General features: G+C 73.3%; 17 protein-coding genes and 1 pseudogene. 9 read left to right on the plus strand and 9 right to left on the minus strand.

Going from position 1 to position 19,026, the window contains the following annotated elements:
* Positions 1–86: 86 nt before the first annotated feature.
* Positions 87–749 carry a response regulator gene (locus tag ACFC79_RS21245; RefSeq protein WP_376242313.1) on the minus strand — a complete coding sequence of 221 codons (663 nt, stop codon included), beginning with the start codon at positions 747–749 and terminating at the stop codon, positions 87–89.
* Positions 746–1,918: a sensor histidine kinase gene (locus ACFC79_RS21250; protein ID WP_376242315.1), complete on the minus strand. Its 1,173-nt coding sequence runs from the start codon at positions 1,916–1,918 to the stop codon at positions 746–748. Before ACFC79_RS21250 ends, ACFC79_RS21245 begins: the two co-directional genes overlap by 4 nt.
* A 207-nt stretch (positions 1,919–2,125) precedes the next feature.
* Here ACFC79_RS21250 and ACFC79_RS21255 point away from each other — a divergent pair, with 207 nt between their 5' ends.
* Both ACFC79_RS21255 and ACFC79_RS21260 read left to right on the plus strand, forming a co-directional pair.
* Positions 2,126–3,040, plus strand: a complete 915-nt coding sequence (locus tag ACFC79_RS21255) for an ATP-binding cassette domain-containing protein (RefSeq protein WP_376242317.1) — start codon at positions 2,126–2,128, stop codon at positions 3,038–3,040.
* Positions 3,040–3,864 carry an ABC transporter permease gene (locus ACFC79_RS21260; protein WP_376242319.1) on the plus strand — a complete coding sequence of 275 codons (825 nt, stop codon included), beginning with the start codon at positions 3,040–3,042 and terminating at the stop codon, positions 3,862–3,864. Before ACFC79_RS21255 ends, ACFC79_RS21260 begins: the two co-directional genes overlap by 1 nt.
* Before the next feature lie 61 nt (positions 3,865–3,925).
* Here ACFC79_RS21260 and ACFC79_RS21265 read toward each other — a convergent pair whose 3' ends face one another.
* Together ACFC79_RS21265 and ACFC79_RS21270 are read right to left on the minus strand one after the other, a co-directional pair.
* Positions 3,926–4,315 carry a barstar family protein gene (locus tag ACFC79_RS21265; RefSeq protein WP_376242321.1) on the minus strand — a complete coding sequence of 130 codons (390 nt, stop codon included), beginning with the start codon at positions 4,313–4,315 and terminating at the stop codon, positions 3,926–3,928.
* Positions 4,316–4,436: 121 nt separating this feature from the next.
* Positions 4,437–4,832 (minus strand): ribonuclease domain-containing protein, encoded by a 396-nt coding sequence (locus ACFC79_RS21270; RefSeq protein WP_376242323.1) that lies wholly within the window; start codon positions 4,830–4,832, stop codon positions 4,437–4,439.
* 341 nt (positions 4,833–5,173) lie between these two features.
* On the opposite strand from ACFC79_RS21270, the gene ACFC79_RS21275 reads away from it, so the two are divergent.
* On the plus strand, positions 5,174–5,548 hold the full coding sequence (locus ACFC79_RS21275) for an ATP-binding protein (protein WP_376242325.1): 375 nt from the start codon (positions 5,174–5,176) through the stop codon (positions 5,546–5,548).
* Positions 5,549–5,605: 57 nt separating this feature from the next.
* Here ACFC79_RS21275 and ACFC79_RS21280 read toward each other — a convergent pair whose 3' ends face one another.
* A complete protein-coding gene (locus ACFC79_RS21280; protein ID WP_376242327.1) occupies positions 5,606–6,688 on the minus strand; it encodes a DUF2637 domain-containing protein in 1,083 nt (360 codons plus the stop codon).
* Between the two features lie 191 nt (positions 6,689–6,879).
* Entirely contained in the window at positions 6,880–7,728 is an 849-nt protein-coding gene (locus ACFC79_RS21285; protein ID WP_376242328.1) for a (2Fe-2S)-binding protein, read from the minus strand.
* A 147-nt stretch (positions 7,729–7,875) separates the two neighbouring features.
* Here ACFC79_RS21285 and ACFC79_RS21290 point away from each other — a divergent pair, with 147 nt between their 5' ends.
* The gene (locus tag ACFC79_RS21290) at positions 7,876–8,649 is read left to right on the plus strand and encodes a GntR family transcriptional regulator (RefSeq protein WP_376242330.1); all 774 of its coding nucleotides are present in this window, start codon (positions 7,876–7,878) and stop codon (positions 8,647–8,649) included.
* A 140-nt stretch (positions 8,650–8,789) separates the two neighbouring features.
* Here ACFC79_RS21290 and ACFC79_RS21295 read toward each other — a convergent pair whose 3' ends face one another.
* Together ACFC79_RS21295 and ACFC79_RS21300 are read right to left on the minus strand one after the other, a co-directional pair.
* The gene (locus ACFC79_RS21295) at positions 8,790–9,575 is read right to left on the minus strand and encodes a hypothetical protein (protein ID WP_376242332.1); all 786 of its coding nucleotides are present in this window, start codon (positions 9,573–9,575) and stop codon (positions 8,790–8,792) included.
* A 204-nt stretch (positions 9,576–9,779) separates the two neighbouring features.
* Entirely contained in the window at positions 9,780–11,504 is a 1,725-nt protein-coding gene (locus ACFC79_RS21300; RefSeq protein ID WP_376242587.1) for a PucR family transcriptional regulator, read from the minus strand.
* A 254-nt stretch (positions 11,505–11,758) separates the two neighbouring features.
* Here ACFC79_RS21300 and ACFC79_RS21305 point away from each other — a divergent pair, with 254 nt between their 5' ends.
* The 5 genes and pseudogenes from ACFC79_RS21305 to ACFC79_RS21325 form a co-directional block, all read left to right on the plus strand.
* Entirely contained in the window at positions 11,759–12,649 is an 891-nt protein-coding gene (locus ACFC79_RS21305) for an FAD binding domain-containing protein (RefSeq protein ID WP_376242334.1), read from the plus strand.
* A gap of 2 nt (positions 12,650–12,651) precedes the next feature.
* Positions 12,652–13,245 (plus strand): (2Fe-2S)-binding protein, encoded by a 594-nt coding sequence (locus ACFC79_RS21310; RefSeq protein ID WP_376242336.1) that lies wholly within the window; start codon positions 12,652–12,654, stop codon positions 13,243–13,245.
* Positions 13,246–13,247: 2 nt separating this feature from the next.
* Entirely contained in the window at positions 13,248–15,632 is a 2,385-nt protein-coding gene (gene pucD / locus ACFC79_RS21315; protein WP_376242338.1) for a xanthine dehydrogenase subunit D, read from the plus strand.
* A 59-nt stretch (positions 15,633–15,691) separates the two neighbouring features.
* The gene (locus tag ACFC79_RS21320) at positions 15,692–16,843 is read left to right on the plus strand and encodes an XdhC family protein (protein WP_376242340.1); all 1,152 of its coding nucleotides are present in this window, start codon (positions 15,692–15,694) and stop codon (positions 16,841–16,843) included.
* Positions 16,844–16,870: 27 nt separating this feature from the next.
* A pseudogene (locus tag ACFC79_RS21325) lies at positions 16,871–17,626 on the plus strand (PA domain-containing protein); the annotation flags it as partial.
* A 105-nt stretch (positions 17,627–17,731) separates the two neighbouring features.
* On the opposite strand, the gene ACFC79_RS21330 reads toward ACFC79_RS21325, so the two are convergent.
* On the minus strand, positions 17,732–18,991 hold the full coding sequence (locus tag ACFC79_RS21330) for an MFS transporter (RefSeq protein WP_376242342.1): 1,260 nt from the start codon (positions 18,989–18,991) through the stop codon (positions 17,732–17,734).
* Between the last annotated feature and the right edge of the window lie 35 nt (positions 18,992–19,026).

Genomic DNA, 19,026 nt, shown 5'->3' on the forward strand with positions numbered 1-19,026 from the left:
TGCGGGCAACGGCAGGCCGGTGGAGCGGTGTTCCCGCCCCACCGGCCTGCCGCACGACCGTTGCCGGACCGCCCCGGGGAACGCCGTCAGCGGGACGGGGCGACGAGCCCCGTCTCATAGGCGGTGATGACGAGCTGGACGCGGTCCCGGGCGCCCAGTTTGGTGAGCAGCCGCGACACGTGCGACTTGGCGGTGGCCACCGTGATGAAGAGGTCCTCGGCGATCTCGCTGTTCGACCGGCCGCGTCCGATCAGGGTCAGCACTTCCCGTTCCCGCTCGGTGATGCCCCCGACCGGTCGTGGGGAGCGCTCCGGGGCCGCCGCCGGGGGCCGGACGAAGTCCGCGATCAGCCGGCGCGTCACACCCGGCGCGAGCAGGGCGTCGCCCGCGGCGACCACACGGATCGCCGCGAGGATGTCGTCCAGTGCCATGTCCTTGACCACGAAGCCGCTCGCACCGGCCCGGAGCGCGGCGTAGACGTGGTCGTCCTCGTCGAAGGTGGTCAGGACGAGGACGCGCGTGGACGCCGGACCTGCCGTGATCCGGCGGGTGGCCTCGATCCCGTCCATGCCGGGCATCCGGATGTCCATGACCACGACGTCGGGGCCGACGTCCCCGACCAGCCGGACGGCCTCGTCGCCGGTGGCGGCCTCACCGACGACCTCCAGGTCGGTGTGATCGGCCATCAGCACCCGCAGACCGGACCGGACCAACGGCTGGTCGTCGACCAGTACCACCCGGACGGTCATCGGGCCTCCGCCGGAGCTCCGGCGGGTGCGGGCAGCGGCAGCCTCGCCGCCACCCGGAATCCGCCCTCGGGGCGCGGCCCGGCGACGAGCCGGCCGCCCAGCAGCCCGACTCGCTCGCGCATCCCGACGAGGCCGAAGCCGTGGGCCGGGCCGTTCCCGGCGGCGCCGCATCCGTCGTCGACGACCTCCACGGACAGCTCCTCGTCCCCGTAGTCGATGGACACCCGGCAATGCCCGGTGTCCGCGTGCCGGACCACGTTGGTCAGCGCCTCCTGCACGATCCGGTAGGCGGACAGGTCGATGGCGGCCGGCACCGGACGCCGCTTCCCGCTGCGGCGCACATCGACGCGTACCGCCGCACCGGCGGTCGCCGCCGCCAACTGTTCGACGTCTTCCAGCCCAGGCGAGGGCGCGAGCGGTGACCGCTGCGCGGCGGCCGGACCCCCGTCGGTCCGACGGAGCGACACCAGCGTGCGCCGCAGACCCGACAGGGTCTCTCTGCTGGTGGCCTCGATGACGCGCAGGGCCTCGCGCGCCTCCGTCGGCCGGGTCCGGATGACCCGGCTGCCCATACCGGCCTGGATGGCGATGATGCCGATGCTGTGCGCGACCGCGTCGTGCAACTCCCGTGCGATGCGCAGACGTTCGGCAGTCACGGCCTCGGTCACCTCATGTGCGCGCAGTGCCACCGCGTGCTCGCGGCGCTCGCGCGTCAGCAGACCGGCCATGCAGGACGCCGCCGCCGCCAGGAAGGCGATCACCTCGTCGGCGATCAGGCCGTCCCCGGGCGAGAAACCGGCGATCACCAGGAGTTGCGCGACGACGGACCCGGTCACCGCGACCGCCGAAGGCCGCCGTGCGCAGGTGGCGACGATGAAGCCCAGCACGAGGTCCACCGCCAGAAACGACAGGAACTGCCCCGGGAACGGCGTCGCCAGGCTCTCCCGGGAGCTCGGAGGGCCCACCACCACGGCAGTGGATCCGAGGAGCGCCATGGCAAGAGCCGTCAGCGGCATCCGTCGCACCACGCCGACGAGCAGGCTCGCCGCCAGCAGCGCCCCGACACCGTGGATCGTGCCCGACGCCCGCGGTGCGCCCCCGACCAGCAGACCCACCACGAGGACGTAGCAGACACCCCCCGCCCAGGCCACGGCCCCGGTTCTCGTCATCGGAGGCATTCCCTCCCGGGCACAACGGCATGATGCGCGACGTGCGCAGGCAGCGGAGTGATCGTCACAGGGTTCACGCCGCGAGGCTAACCCGTCACCGTCGGCGCGGCATCAGCCCGGGGACGTACGCCCACGGGCCGAACCCGCCGCACGATTGCCGTCCGCGGCCGCATGCCCGGACGGGATGCTCCCGGCAGTGTGGACGCCGTGATCGAAGTCAGCGAACTCACCAAGCGCTACGGCGGCAGAACGGCCGTCGACCATCTCTCCTTCACCGTGCGGCCGGGCCGGGTCACCGGATTCCTCGGTCCCAACGGCGCCGGCAAGTCCACCACCCTGCGGTTGATCCTCGGTCTGGACGCGCCCACCGGCGGCGGCGCCACCGTCGACGGCGTCCCCTTCCACCGCCACCCGCGCGGACTGCGGCACGTCGGAGCCCTCCTCGATGCCGGACAGATCCACGGCGGACGCAGCGCCACGGCCCATCTGTCCGCCCTGGCCCGCAGCAACGGCATCCCGCGGCGCCGGGTGGACGAGGTGCTTCACGCGGTGGGACTGGCCGAGGCGGCGAACCGCCGCGTCGGCGGATTCTCCCTCGGCATGAAGCAGCGGCTGGGCGTCGCCACCGCCCTGCTCGGCGACCCGCCCGTGCTCATGTTCGACGAGCCGATCAACGGCCTGGACCCGGAGGGCGTGCGCTGGATACGCCGACTCCTCCGGCGCCTGGCCGCCGAGGGGCGCACCGTCTTCCTCTCCAGCCACCTGATGTCGGAGATGGAGAACACCGCCGACCACCTGGTCGTCATCGGCCGGGGCCGCCTCATCGCCGCCGAGCCGCTCGGGGACTTCGCGGCCCGCAGCACCCGTCGCGGCGTCGTGGTCGCGACACCGCAGACCGCCGAGCTGGCGGCCGTGCTGACCGCTGCGGGCGCCTCGGTCGAGCCGGAGGGCCCGGAGACGGGGAAACTCGCCGTGACCGGACTCCCGGCGGACCGAATCGGGGCACTCGCCTTCGAGAACCGCATCCGAGTGGACGAATTGACCACCCGTACCGCCTCGCTGGAGGCAGCCTTCATGGAACTCACCGCGGACAGCACCGAATACCTGGCAGGACAGCCGTGATGACCACGCTAGCCCCCGCTCCCCGGAGCGCCCCCGCGGCACCGCCGCCCGCCCGCTTCCGTGACCTGCTCGCCGCCGAGTGGATCAAGACGCGGTCCCTGCGTTCCACACCGTGGACGATCGGGCTCACCGTCCTGTTCGTCGTCGGGTCCGCCGCCGTGGCCACGCTGACGGACCGGACCGCGAGATCCGGCCCCGCCGACTTCCTGCCCTTCGACGCCTACCCGGCGGCCGGCTACTGGACGCTGATGCTCGTCGCCGCCGGCATGGGTGCCCTCACCGTCGTGAGCGAGTACAGCAGCGGGCTGATCCGCACCACCACCGTGGCCGTCCCGGCCCGCGGTTCGGTCGTGCTGGCCAAGGCGGCCGTCACCTCAGCGCTGTGGACCGCGGTCGGCACGGTCGCCTCCACCGGGTCCTTCCTGGTCTCCCGGGCCGTCCTGGACGGGCACCGGGCCGGGGTTCCGATCGATCACCCCGGTGTGTTCCGGGCGTTGGCGGCATCCGCGCTGCTGGCTCCGGTCTGTGCCCTGGTCGGCCTGGGCCTCGGCGTCCTGCTCCGGCATGCCGCCGGGACCGTGGTCACCGCCGTCTTCACCCTGCTGATGCTGCCCACCATGTTCTCGGAGAGCAATCGCTGGTCGGCGGACATCAAACACGCACTGGTGTCGGCCGCCTGGAATCGCCTCGTCCGGACCTGGGAGCCGGAGCCCGAATCCCTGGGCTACACCGCCACGGTCCCCGGCTCCTGGACCGTGTACGCGCTCTGGCCGCTGCTCACGATCGCGCTCGCCGTTCTCGTCGTGCGGCGCCGCGACGTGTGAGCGCACCGCGACGTGTGGGCGCGCCCCGGGCTCCCCCCGTTCGGCCCGCCGCCCGTGCTCCTCAGAGCAGTCGCAGCGTGCCGGGTCTCGTCCCGTCCGTCAGGATCTCCACCAGCAGGTCGAACAGGGTCGGTCCCCGTCCCGCCAGTGCGTCGTCGAGCCGGGCCCGGACGTCGGACCGGTGCGACGGATGCACCCTGTCCAGGCTCTGCCGCAGATGACGTGCCATCTCCTCGTGGCCCAGCGCCCGCGCCGACCGGGCGTGTTCCCGCCATTCGAGAACGAAGTCCTCGTCGTCCGGGGTGCCCATGCCGCCGCTCAGGCAGTCCGCCAGGGAGTCGAAGTTGCGGCCGAAGTATCCGCCGGGGCCGTTCACGGCCTCGCCGATGACGGTCCAGAACTGCTCCAGGCCGGTGATCCGGGAGCCGTCGATCACGTAGGTCACGGTCATGGCCGGAGAGTAGCGCCCCGGCCGGCACCGGTCCGGGACCGGGGCGGGGCGGCCCGTACACGTCCGCGATCCGCGCCGCAGGTGGGGGGCCACGGCGCGGATCGGATCGGAGGGACGGGTGTCAGCAGCCGCGGTTGATCAGGTTGAACGTGGCGTAGTGGTCGCCGGTGTAGTAGTCCTCGCGCACCTTCTCGCCCGTGACGACGCGTCGCGCGCCGCGGGTGGGGGAGCCGGGGGTGATGACCGTGTACTCGTGGTAGTAGCCGGTGCTCTGCTTGGGCAGGACACCCTCCCGGTTCTGGAAGACGGTGCCGTCCTGCTTGTAGGGGAACGGGCCGCCGACCTCGATCAGGTCGAGGGTGTCATGGGCCTGGGAGGGCAGCTTCGAGTAGCAGATGCTGCCGACCGAGGCCGGGGAGGCGGCGGTGGCGGACGCGGTGACGGGGCCGCCGACGACGAGGGCCGACAGGAGGGCGGCGGCGCCGCCGAGTGTGGTGATCCGTGGGGGGATTCGCATGGCCACCATGATGACGCGCGTAGACACGGGTCCGTCAATGTCGAGCCATGTGAATTCTGTGGAAGTTAACCGGAGGGATGGAAAGGTGACGGTCACGTGTCCGACCGACCGTCAACCGCCTCGTGCCCGCGTTCACATATTGATGAGTCGACAAGCGTGGCGGCCCGCCGCCGGGGCATGCATCCCGGTGACGGTTTCGGCGAAGGAGTGCGACCGGGACGAAGAAGAGGGGGCGATCCACTGTGCGTGCGGGGGAGATGATGGAACGTCGAAGAGATGTCGAATCGATGACCGAAGCGGCCGGGCGGCAACCCGTCGCATGGCGACGGCAGCCGGCCAGGATGCGTCGCAGACTGGTCCGCGCCGATCTGGCGGGCGTGAGCGAAGTCCGCCACGCACTACGGGAGTTCCTGCGCTACCGGTGGCCGGACGAGCCCGCCGGAGTGGCCGAGCTGCTGCTCAGCGAGCTGGTCACCAACGCGCTGATCCACACGGACGGCGGTGCCGTCCTCACGGCGAGCGTGACCGCCACCGGACTACGGGTCGAGGTACGGGACTTCGGTTCCGGACTGCCCCTGTCGCACGTACCGGACGCCGACGACGGTACGCACGGCAGGGGACTCGTCCTGGTCCGCGGGCTCGCGGACGCCTGGGGGATCGGCGCGCACGCGCTGGGCAAGGTCGTCTGGTTCGAACTGGACGGCGAAAGGCCCTGACGGCCCGGGGCCAACCGGGTCGTCAGGGCCTTTCGCGGCGATCGGAGGATCGGCGGATCAGCCGAACTGCTGCTCCAGATCCTTCAGTTTGCGCTCCAGCGAATCGAGCCGGGGCAGCGCCTGGGTGTCGTCCTCAGCCGTGAGGTCGACGGTCACCGGATCACCGGGATTCCGGTCCGTGCCACCGCCGTCAGGCCCCGTCACGGCCTGCAGGGAGGGCCGAGGCCGCAGCGGCAGCTGTCCCGGTTCCGATATGGCGGGCTCCACGGCGGGCTGCGTGGAGCCCGCCGAAGGGGGGACGACGGCCGCCTGCACGTCCACCTGGGTTCCGCCCCGGCCCACCCGGCGCCAGGCACGGTTCTGCCGGTTCAGCGCCTTGATGTGGGCCCGGTCCAGCTTGGCCTGCTCCTTGCGGCGCAGACGGTTCTGCTCCTTCTCCCGCCGGTCCTCGCGGACGTCCTCGACCGCCTCGTCCAGGGTGCGGACACCCTCCAGCAGCATCAGCGACCAGGCGCCGAAGGTCTCCCGCGGGGCACGCAGCCACCGCACGATCCGGATCTGCGGCAGCGGACGCGGCACCAGGCCCTGCTCGCGCAGGGCGGCCCGGCGGGTCTGCTTCAGTGCGCGGTCGAACAGCACGGCCGCCGAGAGCGACATCCCCGCGAAGAACTGCGGAGCGCCCGCGTGGTCGATGCCGCGCGGCGCGTGCACCCAGTTGAACCAGGCCGCGGCACCGGCGAACAGCCAGACGAGCAGCCGCGAGCCGAGCGCCGCGTCACCGTGGCTGGCCTCGCGCACCGCGAGCACGGAACAGAACATCGCGGCCCCGTCGAGGCCGAACGGAACGAGGTACTCCCAGCCCCCGGTGAGGCCGAGGTTCTGCTTGCCGAAGCCCACGAGCCCGTGGAACGAGAGCGCGGCGGCGACCGCCGCACAGCAGAACAGCAGGACGTACGAGGCGGTGGCGTACAGCGCCTCCTTGCGTCTGCGGCGCTCCTCGCTGCGCTCCCAACTGTCCTCGGTGGCGGTTTTGTCGGCGGCGCGCTTACCGCGCACGACCACCGCCACCGCCGCCAGGACTCCCACGAGCAGCACGGCCACCGGAAGCAGCCAATTCAGCGATATGTCGGTAAGTCTCATGCGCGGTCCCTTGCGTCACGTAGGGCATTTCGGGCGCCATGATTGCCGAAACCCTGCCACGCACAGGGGGTTTCGGGACAAGAGAACGCCATTGGGTTGGCAGGGCATACGGATAACCGAGATCTCATCGAATATCCGCACACGGCCAGTGATCTGCGTTCGAATACTACTACCCGTACGAGGGGTGTCGATCAGTGAGCCGACGTCAGTTTCCGTACCCGGTCGGCATCACAGGTGCGGGGGCAGGTGACGCAGGTGTCGTCGGGGCGCAGCGTGTAGAACAGGCAGCAGCTCACCCGGTCGCGCGTGGGGAGCGGCTCGCCGTCGGGTCCGGTCAGCTCACGGAAGCCCGCCGTGCCCACGTACGGCCCGGTCGTGCCGGGCAGCAGCGCCTCCAGCTCGGCCATCGCCCGCCGTTCCTCGCCGAGCAGGTGGGCGACGTACCAGAGGCCCTCGACGACCTCGTCCGTCGCCATGCCCCACAACGCCCGCCTGCCGCGCCGCATCCGCGGCCGGAAGCCGTCCAGCACCGGGCCCATGTGGTCGGCGACGGCGGCGAGCACCTCGCCCCGCAGCGCCGCCTCGTCCCGGACCACCCGGGCGCCGGGCAGCCCGGCCGCCGGATCGTCCGGGAGGCAGGCGAATTCCCGCACCCGGACGGCCATGCGGCCCAGGGCCCGCTGTATCGCCACGTCCGCGACGGGGATCCGCGGCACCCTCCGGTACAGGAACCACGGCACCGTCACCAGCAGGCAGGCGGGCCAGGCGTACCGGTGCAGCCCGAAGCCGGCCACCACGTCGGGGCGCGGCTGCTGCCCGTAGTCCCGCACCATCTGGGCGTGGTCCCGGGCGAGGAACACGTCGAGCGCGGCACCTCCCGCCGCGAGTTCGTCGGCGCGCACCCAGCCGACCCCGCGGGGCATTTCCTCGCCGTCCGGCAGCACCTCCGCGCGCAGCCCGGGGAAGACCTCGGCCAGGCGCGCGTACGCGCCCGTCACGGCGGACGCGGTGGCGCCGGGCAACAGGGCGGGAAGTGTCATGCGGGACCGCCGAATCACGATACTTGCAGGTAAGCCTTACCTTACCCGAGTTGATCGAGGTTTGAACTGCGGCCCGCTCCGCCTATCGTGCACACGGGAGCATGGCGCGCGCGATCCGCGCGCCCGCGGCAGGCCGAGGAGGTCAGGGTGGAGCAGGGCAGAACGTGCGGGCGGGCACGGCCGGTGCCCGCGACCTCCTCCGCGTCCGTACGGGTGCCCGAACAGACACGCGGCGAGCAGGTCCCGGAGCACGTGCGCGGCGAGCACACCCACAGCGAACCACTGGCCCCCCGCGCCCCGGTGCGACGGCACTCCGTGCGCGGCCAGGTCCTGGAGGCCCTGCGGGCCGCCCTGGCCGACGGTCATCTGGTGCCCGGCGAGGTGTACTCGGCCCCGGCCCTCGGCGCCCGCTTCGGGGTCTCCGCGACGCCGGTGCGCGAGGCGATGCAGCAACTGGCCGTCGAGGGCGCCGTCGAGGTCGTGCCGAACCGCGGGTTCCGGGTGTCCCGGCGCGGGCCGCGCGAGCTGGCCGAGCTGGCCGAGGTGCGGGCCCTGGTCGAGGTTCCCGTCATGCTGCGGCTCGCCAGGACCGTCCCGCCGGCCCGCTGGTGCGCCCTGCGCCCGCTCGCCGAGGCCGCCGTGGCCGCCGCCGCCCTCGGCGACCGGGCGGGCTACGCCGAGTGCGACCGGGCCTTCCACGGCGCCGTCCTCTCGCTCGGCGGCAACGAGCAGCTGGTGGCGATCGCCGACGAACTGCACCGCCGGTCCCAGTGGCCGCGGGCGAACAACCCCGCCACCCGCCGAGCCGACCTCCTCGCCGACGCCGCCGAGCACACGGCGCTGCTCGACGCGCTGATCGCCCAGGACCTCGCCGTCGCGCAGTCGCTGGTGCACGAGCACTTCACCGGTACCGACGGCTGACGGGCCCTCCCGGCCCGAGCGGCTCCGCCCGTACGGCCCGCACCGCACCCGCGCCGCGGGGCGGGCGGCGGGGACCACGGCCGGCGGGTTCGTGGCCCGGCCCGTCGGCCGCTCAACGGCGCCGGTGCTCCCCGCGCGGCTCAGTTCGCCCCGGCGGTCCCGGGGGGCGGCGGGTCCAGGTGAGGTGCCAGCCAGGTCGGTACGCCCCCGAGCAGCCGGAACAGCCGACCGGCCTCGGCGCGCAGCCGGGCCGCCGCCTCGGCTTCCGGCTCGGCGTCCGCGAGCGCGATGAGTGCCGGAGCCGTACCGATCAGGTACCCCAGCTCCTCTCGTATCCGCAGGGACTCGGCGAAACCGTGCCGTGCCTCGGCACGTTCGCCCTCGCGCAGGGCGAGCAGGGCGAGATGGCGCCAGGTGGAGGAGAGCAGCAGCGCGTCGCCCTGGGCGGCGGCACCGGCGTGGGCCCTTCGGTAGGCGGCCCGCGCGGCCTGCGGCGAGTCGGCGATGTTGTGCGCTATCAGACCGCGGCGGAAGTCCAGCAGGGGACGGTTCGGAGCGGCCGGGGCGAGCAGCGCCGCCGCCCGGCTCAGGGCGACGCTGGCCTCGTCCGCCCGGTCCCGTACCCCCAGAAGTGTCGACGCGTACGCCAGATGACCGCGTTCGCAGGCGGCGGCGCCGCGTTCGGCGTCGTCGTGGGCGAGCGCCTCGGCGGTGCGCAGGGCGTCCTCGGCGTCGGTCCAGCCCTGCCCGGTGTACAGGCAGCGTTCGGTCAGCAGCGCGGTCCGCTGGAGTGCCGCGGCCGGATCGGCGGCGGCGTCGTGTTCGAGCAGCGCGGCGGCGTCCGTCCAGCAGGCGCGTGACCGCAGCCGCCATACCGCTGTCTGGAGCGGCGGATCGTCATCTGCTGTCGTTCCGGAACCAGACATGGCGGTATGCGCCACATTGCCCTCCCCTAGCGCGCCATTGAGCTGTCGAGAAGCGGTCGGCCCAACGGGAGTCGGGCCGACGGCCGGTGGGTCTGGCGGCATCTCAGCACGGATCCGTACGCCGGGCCAAGGGGTCGGGTCAATGTCAGGTGAAATATTTCACAAAGAGCTGGGCCCGGCACGGGACGCCGCGGGGCCCGGGAATCAGCTCATACGCAGGGCGAGGAAGAAATCGAGCTTGTCCTCCAGGCGTGCGAGATCACGCCCCGTCAACTGCTCGATTCGCCCGACCCGGTAGCGCAGCGTGTTGACGTGCAGGTGGAGCCGGGTCGCACAGCGGGTCCAGGAACCGTCGCAGTCCAGGAACGCCTCCAGCGTGGGGATGAGGTCCGCGCGGTGGCGCCGGTCGTACTCGCGCAACGGGTCGAGCAGCCGTGCGGTGAACGCGCGGCGCACGTCGTCCGGGACGAACGGCAGCAGCAGGACGTGCGAGGCGAGTTCGTGGTGCCCGGCCGCGCAGACCCGGCCGGGGCGGGCCGCCGCCACCCGGCGGGCGTGCCGGGCCTCCTCCAGTGCGCCGCGCAGCCCCTCGGCCGAATGCACGGCCGCGCTGACCCCCAGCGTCAGCCTGCCGTCGTCGGCGAGGCCCGCCGAGAGCGGTTCGCGGACGGCGGTGAGCAGGACCTCCGCGTGCAGCGAGGCGTCCTCGGCGGGCTCCGCCCCGCCGCCGGTGTCCCGGGCGGGGGCCACCGGGCCGGGCAGCGGTACGAGGGCCACGGCCTCGTCGCCCGTGTGCGCGACCGCGATCCGGTCCGCGCAGTCGGGGCCGACGACCGCCGGGTCGATCAGGATCTCCTCCAGCACCGCCTGGGCGACCGGTCCGGGCGGCACGGCCGGGCCGGACCCGCCCGCCGCTGACCCCTCCGCGCCGCCCCATTCGATCCGTGCCACCACGACCTGCCACTGCGGTGCCGTTCCCAGCCCCGGCAGCAGCACCGGGGCGGCGACCCTCAGCCTGGCGGCGATCTCGGCGGGCGGCGCACCCGTCTGGACCAGCTCCAGGACCTCCTGGGCGAGCCTGCGGCGCACCGTACGGGCCGCGTCGCGTCGATCCCGCTCGACCGCGATCAGCTGGGTGACGCCCTGGAGCAGGTCCAGCCGGGCGGTCGGCCAGTCGCTCGGGTCGGCCTCCACCGCGAGCAGCCAGTCCGACAGCACCGACTCCCGCACCTCGCCGGAGGCCGGGACCTTGCCCCGCCCGGTGTTCCGGATCGGGAACAGCGCGTATGTGATGCCGTCGACCACGGCCCGGTGCGGGGCCCGGCGGCCCGCCCGGGCGGCGGCCAGGTGATGCCCGGCGAGCGCCGCCCCGACCGGCCCGGCCGACGGCGCGCCGGCGGCCCCCGCGACCTGCCGCCCGGTGGGGGAGAGCACCCAGGCCCGCAGGTCGAGATCGGAACCGAGCAGATCGAGGACCACCTCCGGGCCGCCACCGGCCGGGCCCGAGGTCATCAGCCTGCGGTGCCGGTCCACCACCGCGGCCAGATCACCCGCACGCTCGCCGGACACCTGGCGCACCACATGCTCGGTGATGGTGGCGAACGCGACCGTCTCGTGGACGGCGAAGAGCGGCAGCCGGTGCCGCGCGCACGCCTCCACCAGATCGTCCGGGACGACCCCGAGCTCCGCCTCGCCCGCCGCGAGCCCGGCGACCCCGGAGCCCACCAGAATGCGGACGAACGGCTCCGAGTCCGCCGCGTCGCGACGCCAGGCCAGCCCGGTCAGGACCAGCTCGCCGCCCGACAGGTAGCGGCTGGGGTCACGCAGGTCCGTGGTCATCACGCCGCGGACGGAGCGGTCCAGCTCGTCCTCGCCGCCGAGCAGCCGCAGGCCCAGCGCGTCGGTCTCCAGCAGTGCGCGCAGCCGCATCTCGTCGCCGCCGATCTCTTCCGTTGGGGTGGGGGTCAACTGGCGGATCCGGTGAGGCCACCGGTCCACGCCATTTGTTCGAATCTACAAGACGACGAGATCGGCCGGTCGGCTGCTTCATGGTTTCGGTGACTGCACCGGGTGGAGCACGGCTTGTGTACTTGGCCCACATCGCGTGAACAACACAGGAATCACCGGCCGAGGGCCGGCCGTCCCCGTCCCGGCGAACGACCCGACCGAGAAGAGAGCCACGCATGGACTTCCTTCGTCCCGCGAGCTGGGAGGAGGCGCTCGCCGCCAAGGCCGAGCATCCGGCGGCCGTGCCCATCGCGGGTGGCACCGATGTGATGGTGGAGATCAACTTCGACCACCGGCGGCCCGAGCACCTCCTCGACCTGAACCGCATCGCTGAGCTGTCCGCATGGGAGGTCGGCCGGGAGAACGTACGGCTCGGCGCCAGTGTGCCGTACAGCCACATCATGGAGCACCTGCGCGCCGAGCTGCCCGGACTCGCGCTCGCCTCGCACACCGTCGCCTCCCCGCAGATCCGCAACCGCGGCGGCGTCGGCGGCAACCTGGGCACCGCCTCGCCCGCCGGGGACGCCCACCCGGCACTCCTCGCCGCCGGGGCCGAGGTCGAGGCCGCGTCCGTGCGCGGCACCCGGATGATCCCCATCGACGCCTTCTACACCGGCGTCAAGCGCAACGCCCTCGAACCGGACGAGCTGATCCGGGCCGTGCACATCAGGAAGGCCGACGGACCGCAGCAGTACTCCAAGGTCGGCACCCGCAACGCCATGGTCATCGCCGTCTGCGCCTTCGGACTCGCGCTGCACCCCGGGACCCGCACCGTCCGCACCGGCATCGGCTCGGCGGCCCCCACTCCGGTACGCGCGAAGGCGGCGGAGGAGTTCCTGAACGCCGCGCTGGAGGAGGGCGGCCTCTGGGACAGCCGGGCAGCCCTCGCGCCGTCCGTCGCCGCACGGTTCGCCGCCCTCGCCGCCGGCGCCTGCAACCCGATCGACGACGTGCGCGGCACCGCGGGCTACCGCCGCCACGCGGTGGGTGTCATGGCCCGCCGCACCCTCGGCTGGACCTGGGAGTCGTACCGCGGCGACGGCCGCAGCAGCGAAGGAGCCGCCTGATCATGCGCGTCAACCTCACCGTCAACGGCCGCCGGTACGAGGCGGACGACGTCTGGGAGGGCGAGTCCCTGCTCCACGTGCTGCGCGAGCGGATGGGGCTGCCCGGTTCGAAGAACGCCTGCGAGCAGGGCGAGTGCGGATCGTGCACGGTCCGGCTGGACGGCGTCCCGGTCTGCTCCTGCCTGGTCGCCGCCGGACAGGCGGAGGGCCGGGAGGTCGTCACCGTGGAGGGCCTCGCCGACTTCGCCGCCCACCGCTCCCGGGCCCACCCCGGCAGCGGCTGCGCCCCCGGCGACTGCGGCACGAGCCTCGACGAGGCACGCCGGTGGCGGGCCCGGCCGGCCGGCCCGGACCCCGTCGACGGGGTCGGACTCGCCCCGATCCAGCAGGCGTTCATCGACGCCGGGGCCGTCCAGTGCGGATTCTGCACCCCCGGTCTGCTGGTCGCCGCCGACGAACTGCTGGAACGCAACCCGGAGCCGTCCGACGCGGACATCCGCGAGGCGCTCTCCGGGAACCTCTGCCGCTGCACCGGCTACGAGAAGATCCTCGACGCGGTCCGCCTCGCGGCCGCCCGGACGGAAGGGGAGTCCTGACGATGGGCGTCACCGGCAACCCCACCGGCACCGACCGGAGCACCCGTACCGGGGGCGGTATCGGCGAGTCCACCCTGCGCCCCGACGGCATCCTGAAGGTCACCGGAGAGTTCGCCTACTCCTCCGACATGTGGCACGAGGACATGCTCTGGGGCCACACCCTGCGCTCCACCGTCGCCCACGCCGAGATCCTCTCCATCGACACCTCGCAGGCCCTCGCCACACCCGGCGTCCACGCCGTGCTCACCCACGACGACCTGCCCACCTCGGTGAAGCACTACGGCCTGGAGATCCAGGACACCCCCGTCCTCGCCCACGGCAAGGTCCGCCACCACGGCGAACCGGTGGCGCTGGTCGCCGCCGACCATCCGGAGACGGCCCGCCGCGCCGCCGCGAAGATCCGGATCGACTACCGCGAACTCCCCGTCGTCACCGACGAGACGTCCGCGCTCGCCCCCGACGCCCCCCTCGTCCACGAGGGCCGCACCGACCACCACGCGGGGCACGTACCCCACCCCAACATCGTCCACCGCCAGCCCATCGTCCGCGGCGACGCGGACGCGGCGGCGGCCCGCGCGGATGTCGTGGTCAGCGGTGAGTACGTCTTCGGCATGCAGGACCAGGCGTTCCTCGGGCCCGAGTCCGGGCTCGCCGTGCCCGCCGAGGACGGCGGCGTCGACCTCTACGTCGCCACCCAGTGGCTCCACTCCGACCGGCGCCAGATCGCCCCCGTCCTCGGCCTTCCCGAGGACAAGGTCCGCATGACGCTCTCCGGAGTCGGCGGCGCCTTCGGCGGACGCGAGGACCTGTCGATGCAGATCCACGGCTGCCTGCTCGCCCTGCGCACCGGCCGCCCCGTCAAGATCGTCTACAACCGGTTCGAGTCCTTCTTCGGGCACGTCCACCGCCATCCGGCGAAACTCCGGTACGAGCACGGCGCCACCCGGGACGGCAAACTGACCCACATGCGGTGCCGCATCGTGCTGGACGGCGGGGCCTACGCCTCCGCCTCCCCGGCCGTGGTCGGCAACGCCTCCTCGCTCGGCGTCGGCCCGTACGTCGTCGACCACGTCGACATCGAGGCCGTGGCGCTCTACACCAACAACCCGCCGTGCGGGGCCATGCGCGGCTTCGGCGCCGTGCAGGCGTGCTTCGCCTACGAGGCCCAGATGGACCGGCTCGCCGCCGAACTCGGCATGGACCCCGTGGAGTTCAGGCAGCTCAACGCGATGGAGCAGGGTTCCGTCCTGCCCACCGGGCAGGTCGTCGACTCGCCCGCGCCGGTCGCCGAACTGCTGCGCCGGGTGAAGGCGAGGCCGCTGCCGCCGGAGCGCCAGTGGGAGACGGCCGGGGAGCAGCCCGACGTGCGGGCCCTGCCCGGCGGACTGTCCAACACCACCCACGGCGAGGGCGTGGTCCGCGGCGTCGGCTACGCCGTCGGCCTCAAGAACGTCGGCTTCTCCGAGGGCTTCGACGACTACTCCACCGCCCGGGTGCGCATCGAGGCCGTCGGCGGCGAACCCGTCGTGACCGTGCACACCGCCATGGCGGAGGTCGGCCAGGGCGGCGTCACCGTCCACGCCCAGATCGCCCGCACCGAGCTCGGCGTCGCCCGGGTCACGATCCATCCGGCCGACACGAGGGTCGGCTCCGCCGGTTCCACCTCCGCCTCCCGGCAGACCTACGTCACCGGCGGCGCCGTGAAGCACTCCTGCGAGGCCGTCCGCGAGAAGGTCCTGGAGATGGGCCGCCGCAAGTTCGGCACCCACCATCCGGCCTGGGCCACCGCCGAACTGTTCCTGGAGGACGGCAAGGTCGTCACCGACGGGGGCGAGGTGCTGGCCGGTCTGGCCGATGTGCTGGAGGACGAGGCGGTCGACCTCGAACTGGAGTGGCGCCACCGGCCCACCGAGGCATTCGACCTGCGCACCGGACAGGGCAACGGGCACGTCCAGTACTCCTTCGCCGCGCACCGCGCGGTCGTCGAGGTCGACACCGAACTCGGCCTGGTCAAGGTCATCGAACTCGCCTGCGCCCAGGACGTCGGCAAGGCGCTCAACCCGCTGTCCGTCGAAGGGCAGATCCAGGGCGGCACCACCCAGGGCCTGGGCATCGCCGTCATGGAGGAGATCATCGTCGACCCGAGGACCGCGAAGGTGCGCAACCCGTCCTTCACGGACTATCTGATCCCCACCATCCTCGACACCCCGACCATCCCCGTCGATGTGCTCGAACTCGCCGACGAGCACGCCCCGTACGGGTTGCGCGGCATCGGCGAGGCCCCCACCCTGTCGTCGACCCCGGCCGTCCTCGCGGCGATCCGGAACGCGACGGGTCTGGAACTCAACAGGACTCCCGTACGGCCCGAACACCTCACGGGCACCTGAGTCGCCGTTCCTCCCGGTGCCCTCCGGCCGTCCGCACACCCGCAGAAGGAGAGACACCCATGCTGGACATCGCCGAGGAGCTCAGCGGCTGGGTCGAGCAGGGACGCGACTTCGCCGTCGCCACCGTGGTGGCGGTCGGCGGCAGCGCGCCCCGCCAGCCGGGCGCCGCTCTCGCCGTCGACCGCGAGGGCACGGTGATCGGCTCGGTCTCCGGCGGGTGCGTGGAGGGCGCGGTCTACGAACTGTGCGAGCGGGCGCTGGACGACGGGGCGAGCGTGCGCGAACAGTTCGGCCACAGCGACGACGACGCCTTCGCCGTCGGCCTGACCTGCGGCGGCGTCATCGACATCCTGGTGACACCGGTCCGCGCGGACGATCCCGCGCGGCCGGTGTTCGCCGCCGCGCTCGGCGCCGCCGCACGGGGCGAGGCGGTGGCACTGGCCCGGATCACCGACGGGCCGGCCGAACTCCTCGGCCGCCCCCTGTTGGTGCGGCCCGACGGCCCGCACGACGGCGGCCTCGGCGGACAGCCGGAACTGGACGGCACGGCGACGGCCGAGGCCCGCGCCCTCCTGGGCACCGGCCGCACCGGACCGGTCACCATCGGCGCGGCGGGCTCGCGCTGCGGACGGCCGATCACGCTGCTCGTCGAGTCGAGCGTCCCGCCGCCCCGGATGATCGTCTTCGGGGCCATCGACTTCGCCGCCGCGCTGGTCCGCGCGGGCAAGTTCCTCGGCTACCACATCACCCTCTGCGACGCCCGTCCCGTCTTCGCCACGAAGGCCCGCTTCCCGGACGCCGACGAACTCGTCGTCGACTGGCCGCACCGTTATCTCGCGAGGACCGCCGTCGACGCGCGCACCGTCCTGTGCGTCCTGACCCACGACCCGAAGTTCGACGTCCCGCTGCTGGCACTCGCGCTGCGGCTGCCGGTGGCGTACGTCGGGGCGATGGGCTCGCGCCGCACCCACCTGGAGCGCAACGACCGGCTGCGCGAGGCCGGTCTCACCGACAAGGAACTCACCGCGCTGCACTCGCCGATCGGCCTCGACCTCGGCGCCCGCACCCCCGAGGAGACCGCGCTGTCGATCGCCGCCGAGATCGTCGCCGATCTGCGCGGTGGCAGCGGCGTACCGCTCAAGGGGGCGCACACCCCGATCCATCACGAGGCGGGCCCGTCGGCGGACCAGGTGATCACCTCCGTGGCCTGACGGACCGCCGGGTGGCCTCCGGCCGGTCGGGCACCGAAGGAGACCGAGACCCGGCAGCTGCGCCATGACATGGCCCGCACCGCACCGGACGGCACCGTCCAGCGCGACGCCTACCGGATTCCGCTGATGCACGACCAGCTGTCGGCGGGTCCGACCGTGAAGGTCAGCCCGGGTTCCTTCTCCTTCCCGACCCGCTGGCGGCAGGGCGAGAAGCTCATTGACCTGACGGCCGAGGGCCGTGATGTGCCGCTCACCGTGCAGGGCGGTTCACCCGTCGCCGAGAGCGGCCGCAAGAAGCTCGACGGCGTCTTCGCGGGCAACGGGGCCGTCACCGACTACCGGAGTCTGGACGTCCGGGGCAAGGCGGTCGTGATCCGCCGCAGCGACGCGGTCGCCCCCGAGGACCGGGTGGCGAACGCGGTGGCCGCGGGCGCCGCGGCACTGTTCGTCGTCAACGACGGCACCGGCGTCTTGCTGGAGAGCTACGCCCCGTACGGCACCGAGACCGCGATCCCGGTCGCCTCGGTCCGGCGCCTGGCGGGCGAGCAGCTGATCCGGACCGCCCGGCACGGCAAGAAGCTGACGGTCGACCAGCGCGAGTTCGCCCGTTACGTCTACGACCTGGTGGACCGCCACGACGGAGTGATCCCGGACCGTTCGCCGGAGTTCGCTCCGACGGACCGCGCGCCGGCGAAGGTGGAGAACACCTTCTACGGCCACCGCGACGTCCTCGGCGGCGGATACCGATACGCCATCCCGTACTACGGTCCGGGCATCGGCTTCGGGCCCGGCCTGAGGGGCGATCGGCGGTGCGGCGGATCCCGCCGGGCGACGAGGCCGCCGGGACCCGGCCCGCCCCCGTCCGCACCGCCCGGCGCGGCCGTCGGCTCACCGCCGCGCACGCCCGGCTGCTCCGCGTGCCACCACCGCCGCACACATCAGCGCGGGCACCGCGACCATGGCGAAACAGACGGCCGGCGGCACCCGGTCCACCAGCAGCCCCACCACCGCGGTGCCGCCCGAGGACCCGGCGTTGACCGCCGTGTTGACCCAGGCCCCGGCCTGCGTGCGCGCGGCCGGGTCCACCGACTCGTCGGCAACGAGATACGCCGTGGTCAGAGCAGGAGCGACGAACACCCCGGCGACCGCGACCACCGCGACCAGCACGTACACATCGGGCGACAAGCCCGCCACCGCCATCGCCGCACCCAGGCCGGCGGCCGGGACGGGAAGCCGCACCCGGTTCGACGCACGCCAGGGGACGGCACCGTACGCGAGCCCGCCGACCGCACTCCCCGCGGAGAGCGCGGCCAGCACCCAGGCCACCGCCCCGCCCCGGTGATGCTCCTCGGTGAACGCCACCACCAGAAGATCGAGCGCCCCCAGACACAGCCCCACGGAGGCGGCCACGAGCGCGGCGTGACGCAGCCCCACCGCACCCAGCAGCAGCCGTCCGCGGGAAGTCTTCCGGGTGCCGGTGCCCGCCTGCGGCGACGCGGAGGGCGGGGCGGACGAAGGGACCGTGCCGGTGTCGCGCAACGCGGGGGAGGACACCAGGGCCAGGGTGCCCCCCAGCACGAGCGCGGCGCCGATCGCGACGCCCGCGGCCGGAACGGTGTACCGGATCACCACGCCGACCAGCAACGGCCCGGTGACGAACAGCAGTTCCTCGGCGACGCCGTCCAGACTGTACGCGCGACGCAACAGCTCCCGGTCCGGGACCAGCCGGCTCCACAGGGTTCGCATCACCGGCCCCAGCGGCGGTGTGCAGGCGCCCGCCGCCACGGCGAGCGTCCCCAGCAGCGGCGAGGAGGCGCCCTGCCGCCAGGTCGTGTACGCGAGGGCGGCGAGCAGCACCGCGTACGCGCCCGCCATCGGCGGCAGCGCCCGGCGCGGCCCGTACCGGTCGACCGACGCGGCCCGGACGGGGGAGAGGCAGACACTGGTCGCCCCGAACAGCGCCATGATCACGCCGGCCGCGGAGTAGGAACCGGTGGCGTCCTTCACCGCCAGCATCAGGGCGAGTGGGGCCATGCCGTACGACAGCCGCCCCAGCAGGGCGGAACCGAAGGCGCGGGCGGCATGCGGGGTCCGCAGGACCACGGCGTACGAAGGAGCGCGCGAGGGCGCGGGGGAAGGCCGGAGCATGAGGACGTTCCTCGTGAGGGCAGCGCGGTGCACGG

It is taken from the genome of Streptomyces sp. NPDC056061, from assembly GCF_042266885.1.
Lineage (GTDB): Bacteria > Actinomycetota > Actinomycetes > Streptomycetales > Streptomycetaceae > Streptomyces.

What these genes read in the sequence shown, in the direction of transcription:
- ACFC79_RS21320 (WP_376242340.1), top strand. Translation starts at nt 15,692, where the DNA reads ATGCTGGACATCGCCGAGGAGCTCAGCGGCTGGGTCGAGCAGGGACGC.
- ACFC79_RS21295 (WP_376242332.1), bottom strand. Translation starts at nt 9,575, where the DNA reads ATGTCTGGTTCCGGAACGACAGCAGATGACGATCCGCCGCTCCAGACA.
- ACFC79_RS21285 (WP_376242328.1), bottom strand. Translation starts at nt 7,728, where the DNA reads ATGACACTTCCCGCCCTGTTGCCCGGCGCCACCGCGTCCGCCGTGACG.
- ACFC79_RS21245 (WP_376242313.1), bottom strand. Translation starts at nt 749, where the DNA reads ATGACCGTCCGGGTGGTACTGGTCGACGACCAGCCGTTGGTCCGGTCC.
- ACFC79_RS21260 (WP_376242319.1), top strand. Translation starts at nt 3,040, where the DNA reads ATGACCACGCTAGCCCCCGCTCCCCGGAGCGCCCCCGCGGCACCGCCG.
- ACFC79_RS21270 (WP_376242323.1), bottom strand. Translation starts at nt 4,832, where the DNA reads ATGCGAATCCCCCCACGGATCACCACACTCGGCGGCGCCGCCGCCCTC.
- ACFC79_RS21280 (WP_376242327.1), bottom strand. Translation starts at nt 6,688, where the DNA reads ATGAGACTTACCGACATATCGCTGAATTGGCTGCTTCCGGTGGCCGTG.
- ACFC79_RS21265 (WP_376242321.1), bottom strand. Translation starts at nt 4,315, where the DNA reads ATGACCGTGACCTACGTGATCGACGGCTCCCGGATCACCGGCCTGGAG.
- ACFC79_RS21250 (WP_376242315.1), bottom strand. Translation starts at nt 1,918, where the DNA reads ATGACGAGAACCGGGGCCGTGGCCTGGGCGGGGGGTGTCTGCTACGTC.
- ACFC79_RS21330 (WP_376242342.1), bottom strand. Translation starts at nt 18,991, where the DNA reads ATGCTCCGGCCTTCCCCCGCGCCCTCGCGCGCTCCTTCGTACGCCGTG.
- pucD (WP_376242338.1), top strand. Translation starts at nt 13,248, where the DNA reads ATGGGCGTCACCGGCAACCCCACCGGCACCGACCGGAGCACCCGTACC.
- ACFC79_RS21275 (WP_376242325.1), top strand. Translation starts at nt 5,174, where the DNA reads ATGCGTCGCAGACTGGTCCGCGCCGATCTGGCGGGCGTGAGCGAAGTC.
- ACFC79_RS21310 (WP_376242336.1), top strand. Translation starts at nt 12,652, where the DNA reads ATGCGCGTCAACCTCACCGTCAACGGCCGCCGGTACGAGGCGGACGAC.
- ACFC79_RS21305 (WP_376242334.1), top strand. Translation starts at nt 11,759, where the DNA reads ATGGACTTCCTTCGTCCCGCGAGCTGGGAGGAGGCGCTCGCCGCCAAG.
- ACFC79_RS21300 (WP_376242587.1), bottom strand. Translation starts at nt 11,504, where the DNA reads ATGCGGCTGCGCGCACTGCTGGAGACCGACGCGCTGGGCCTGCGGCTG.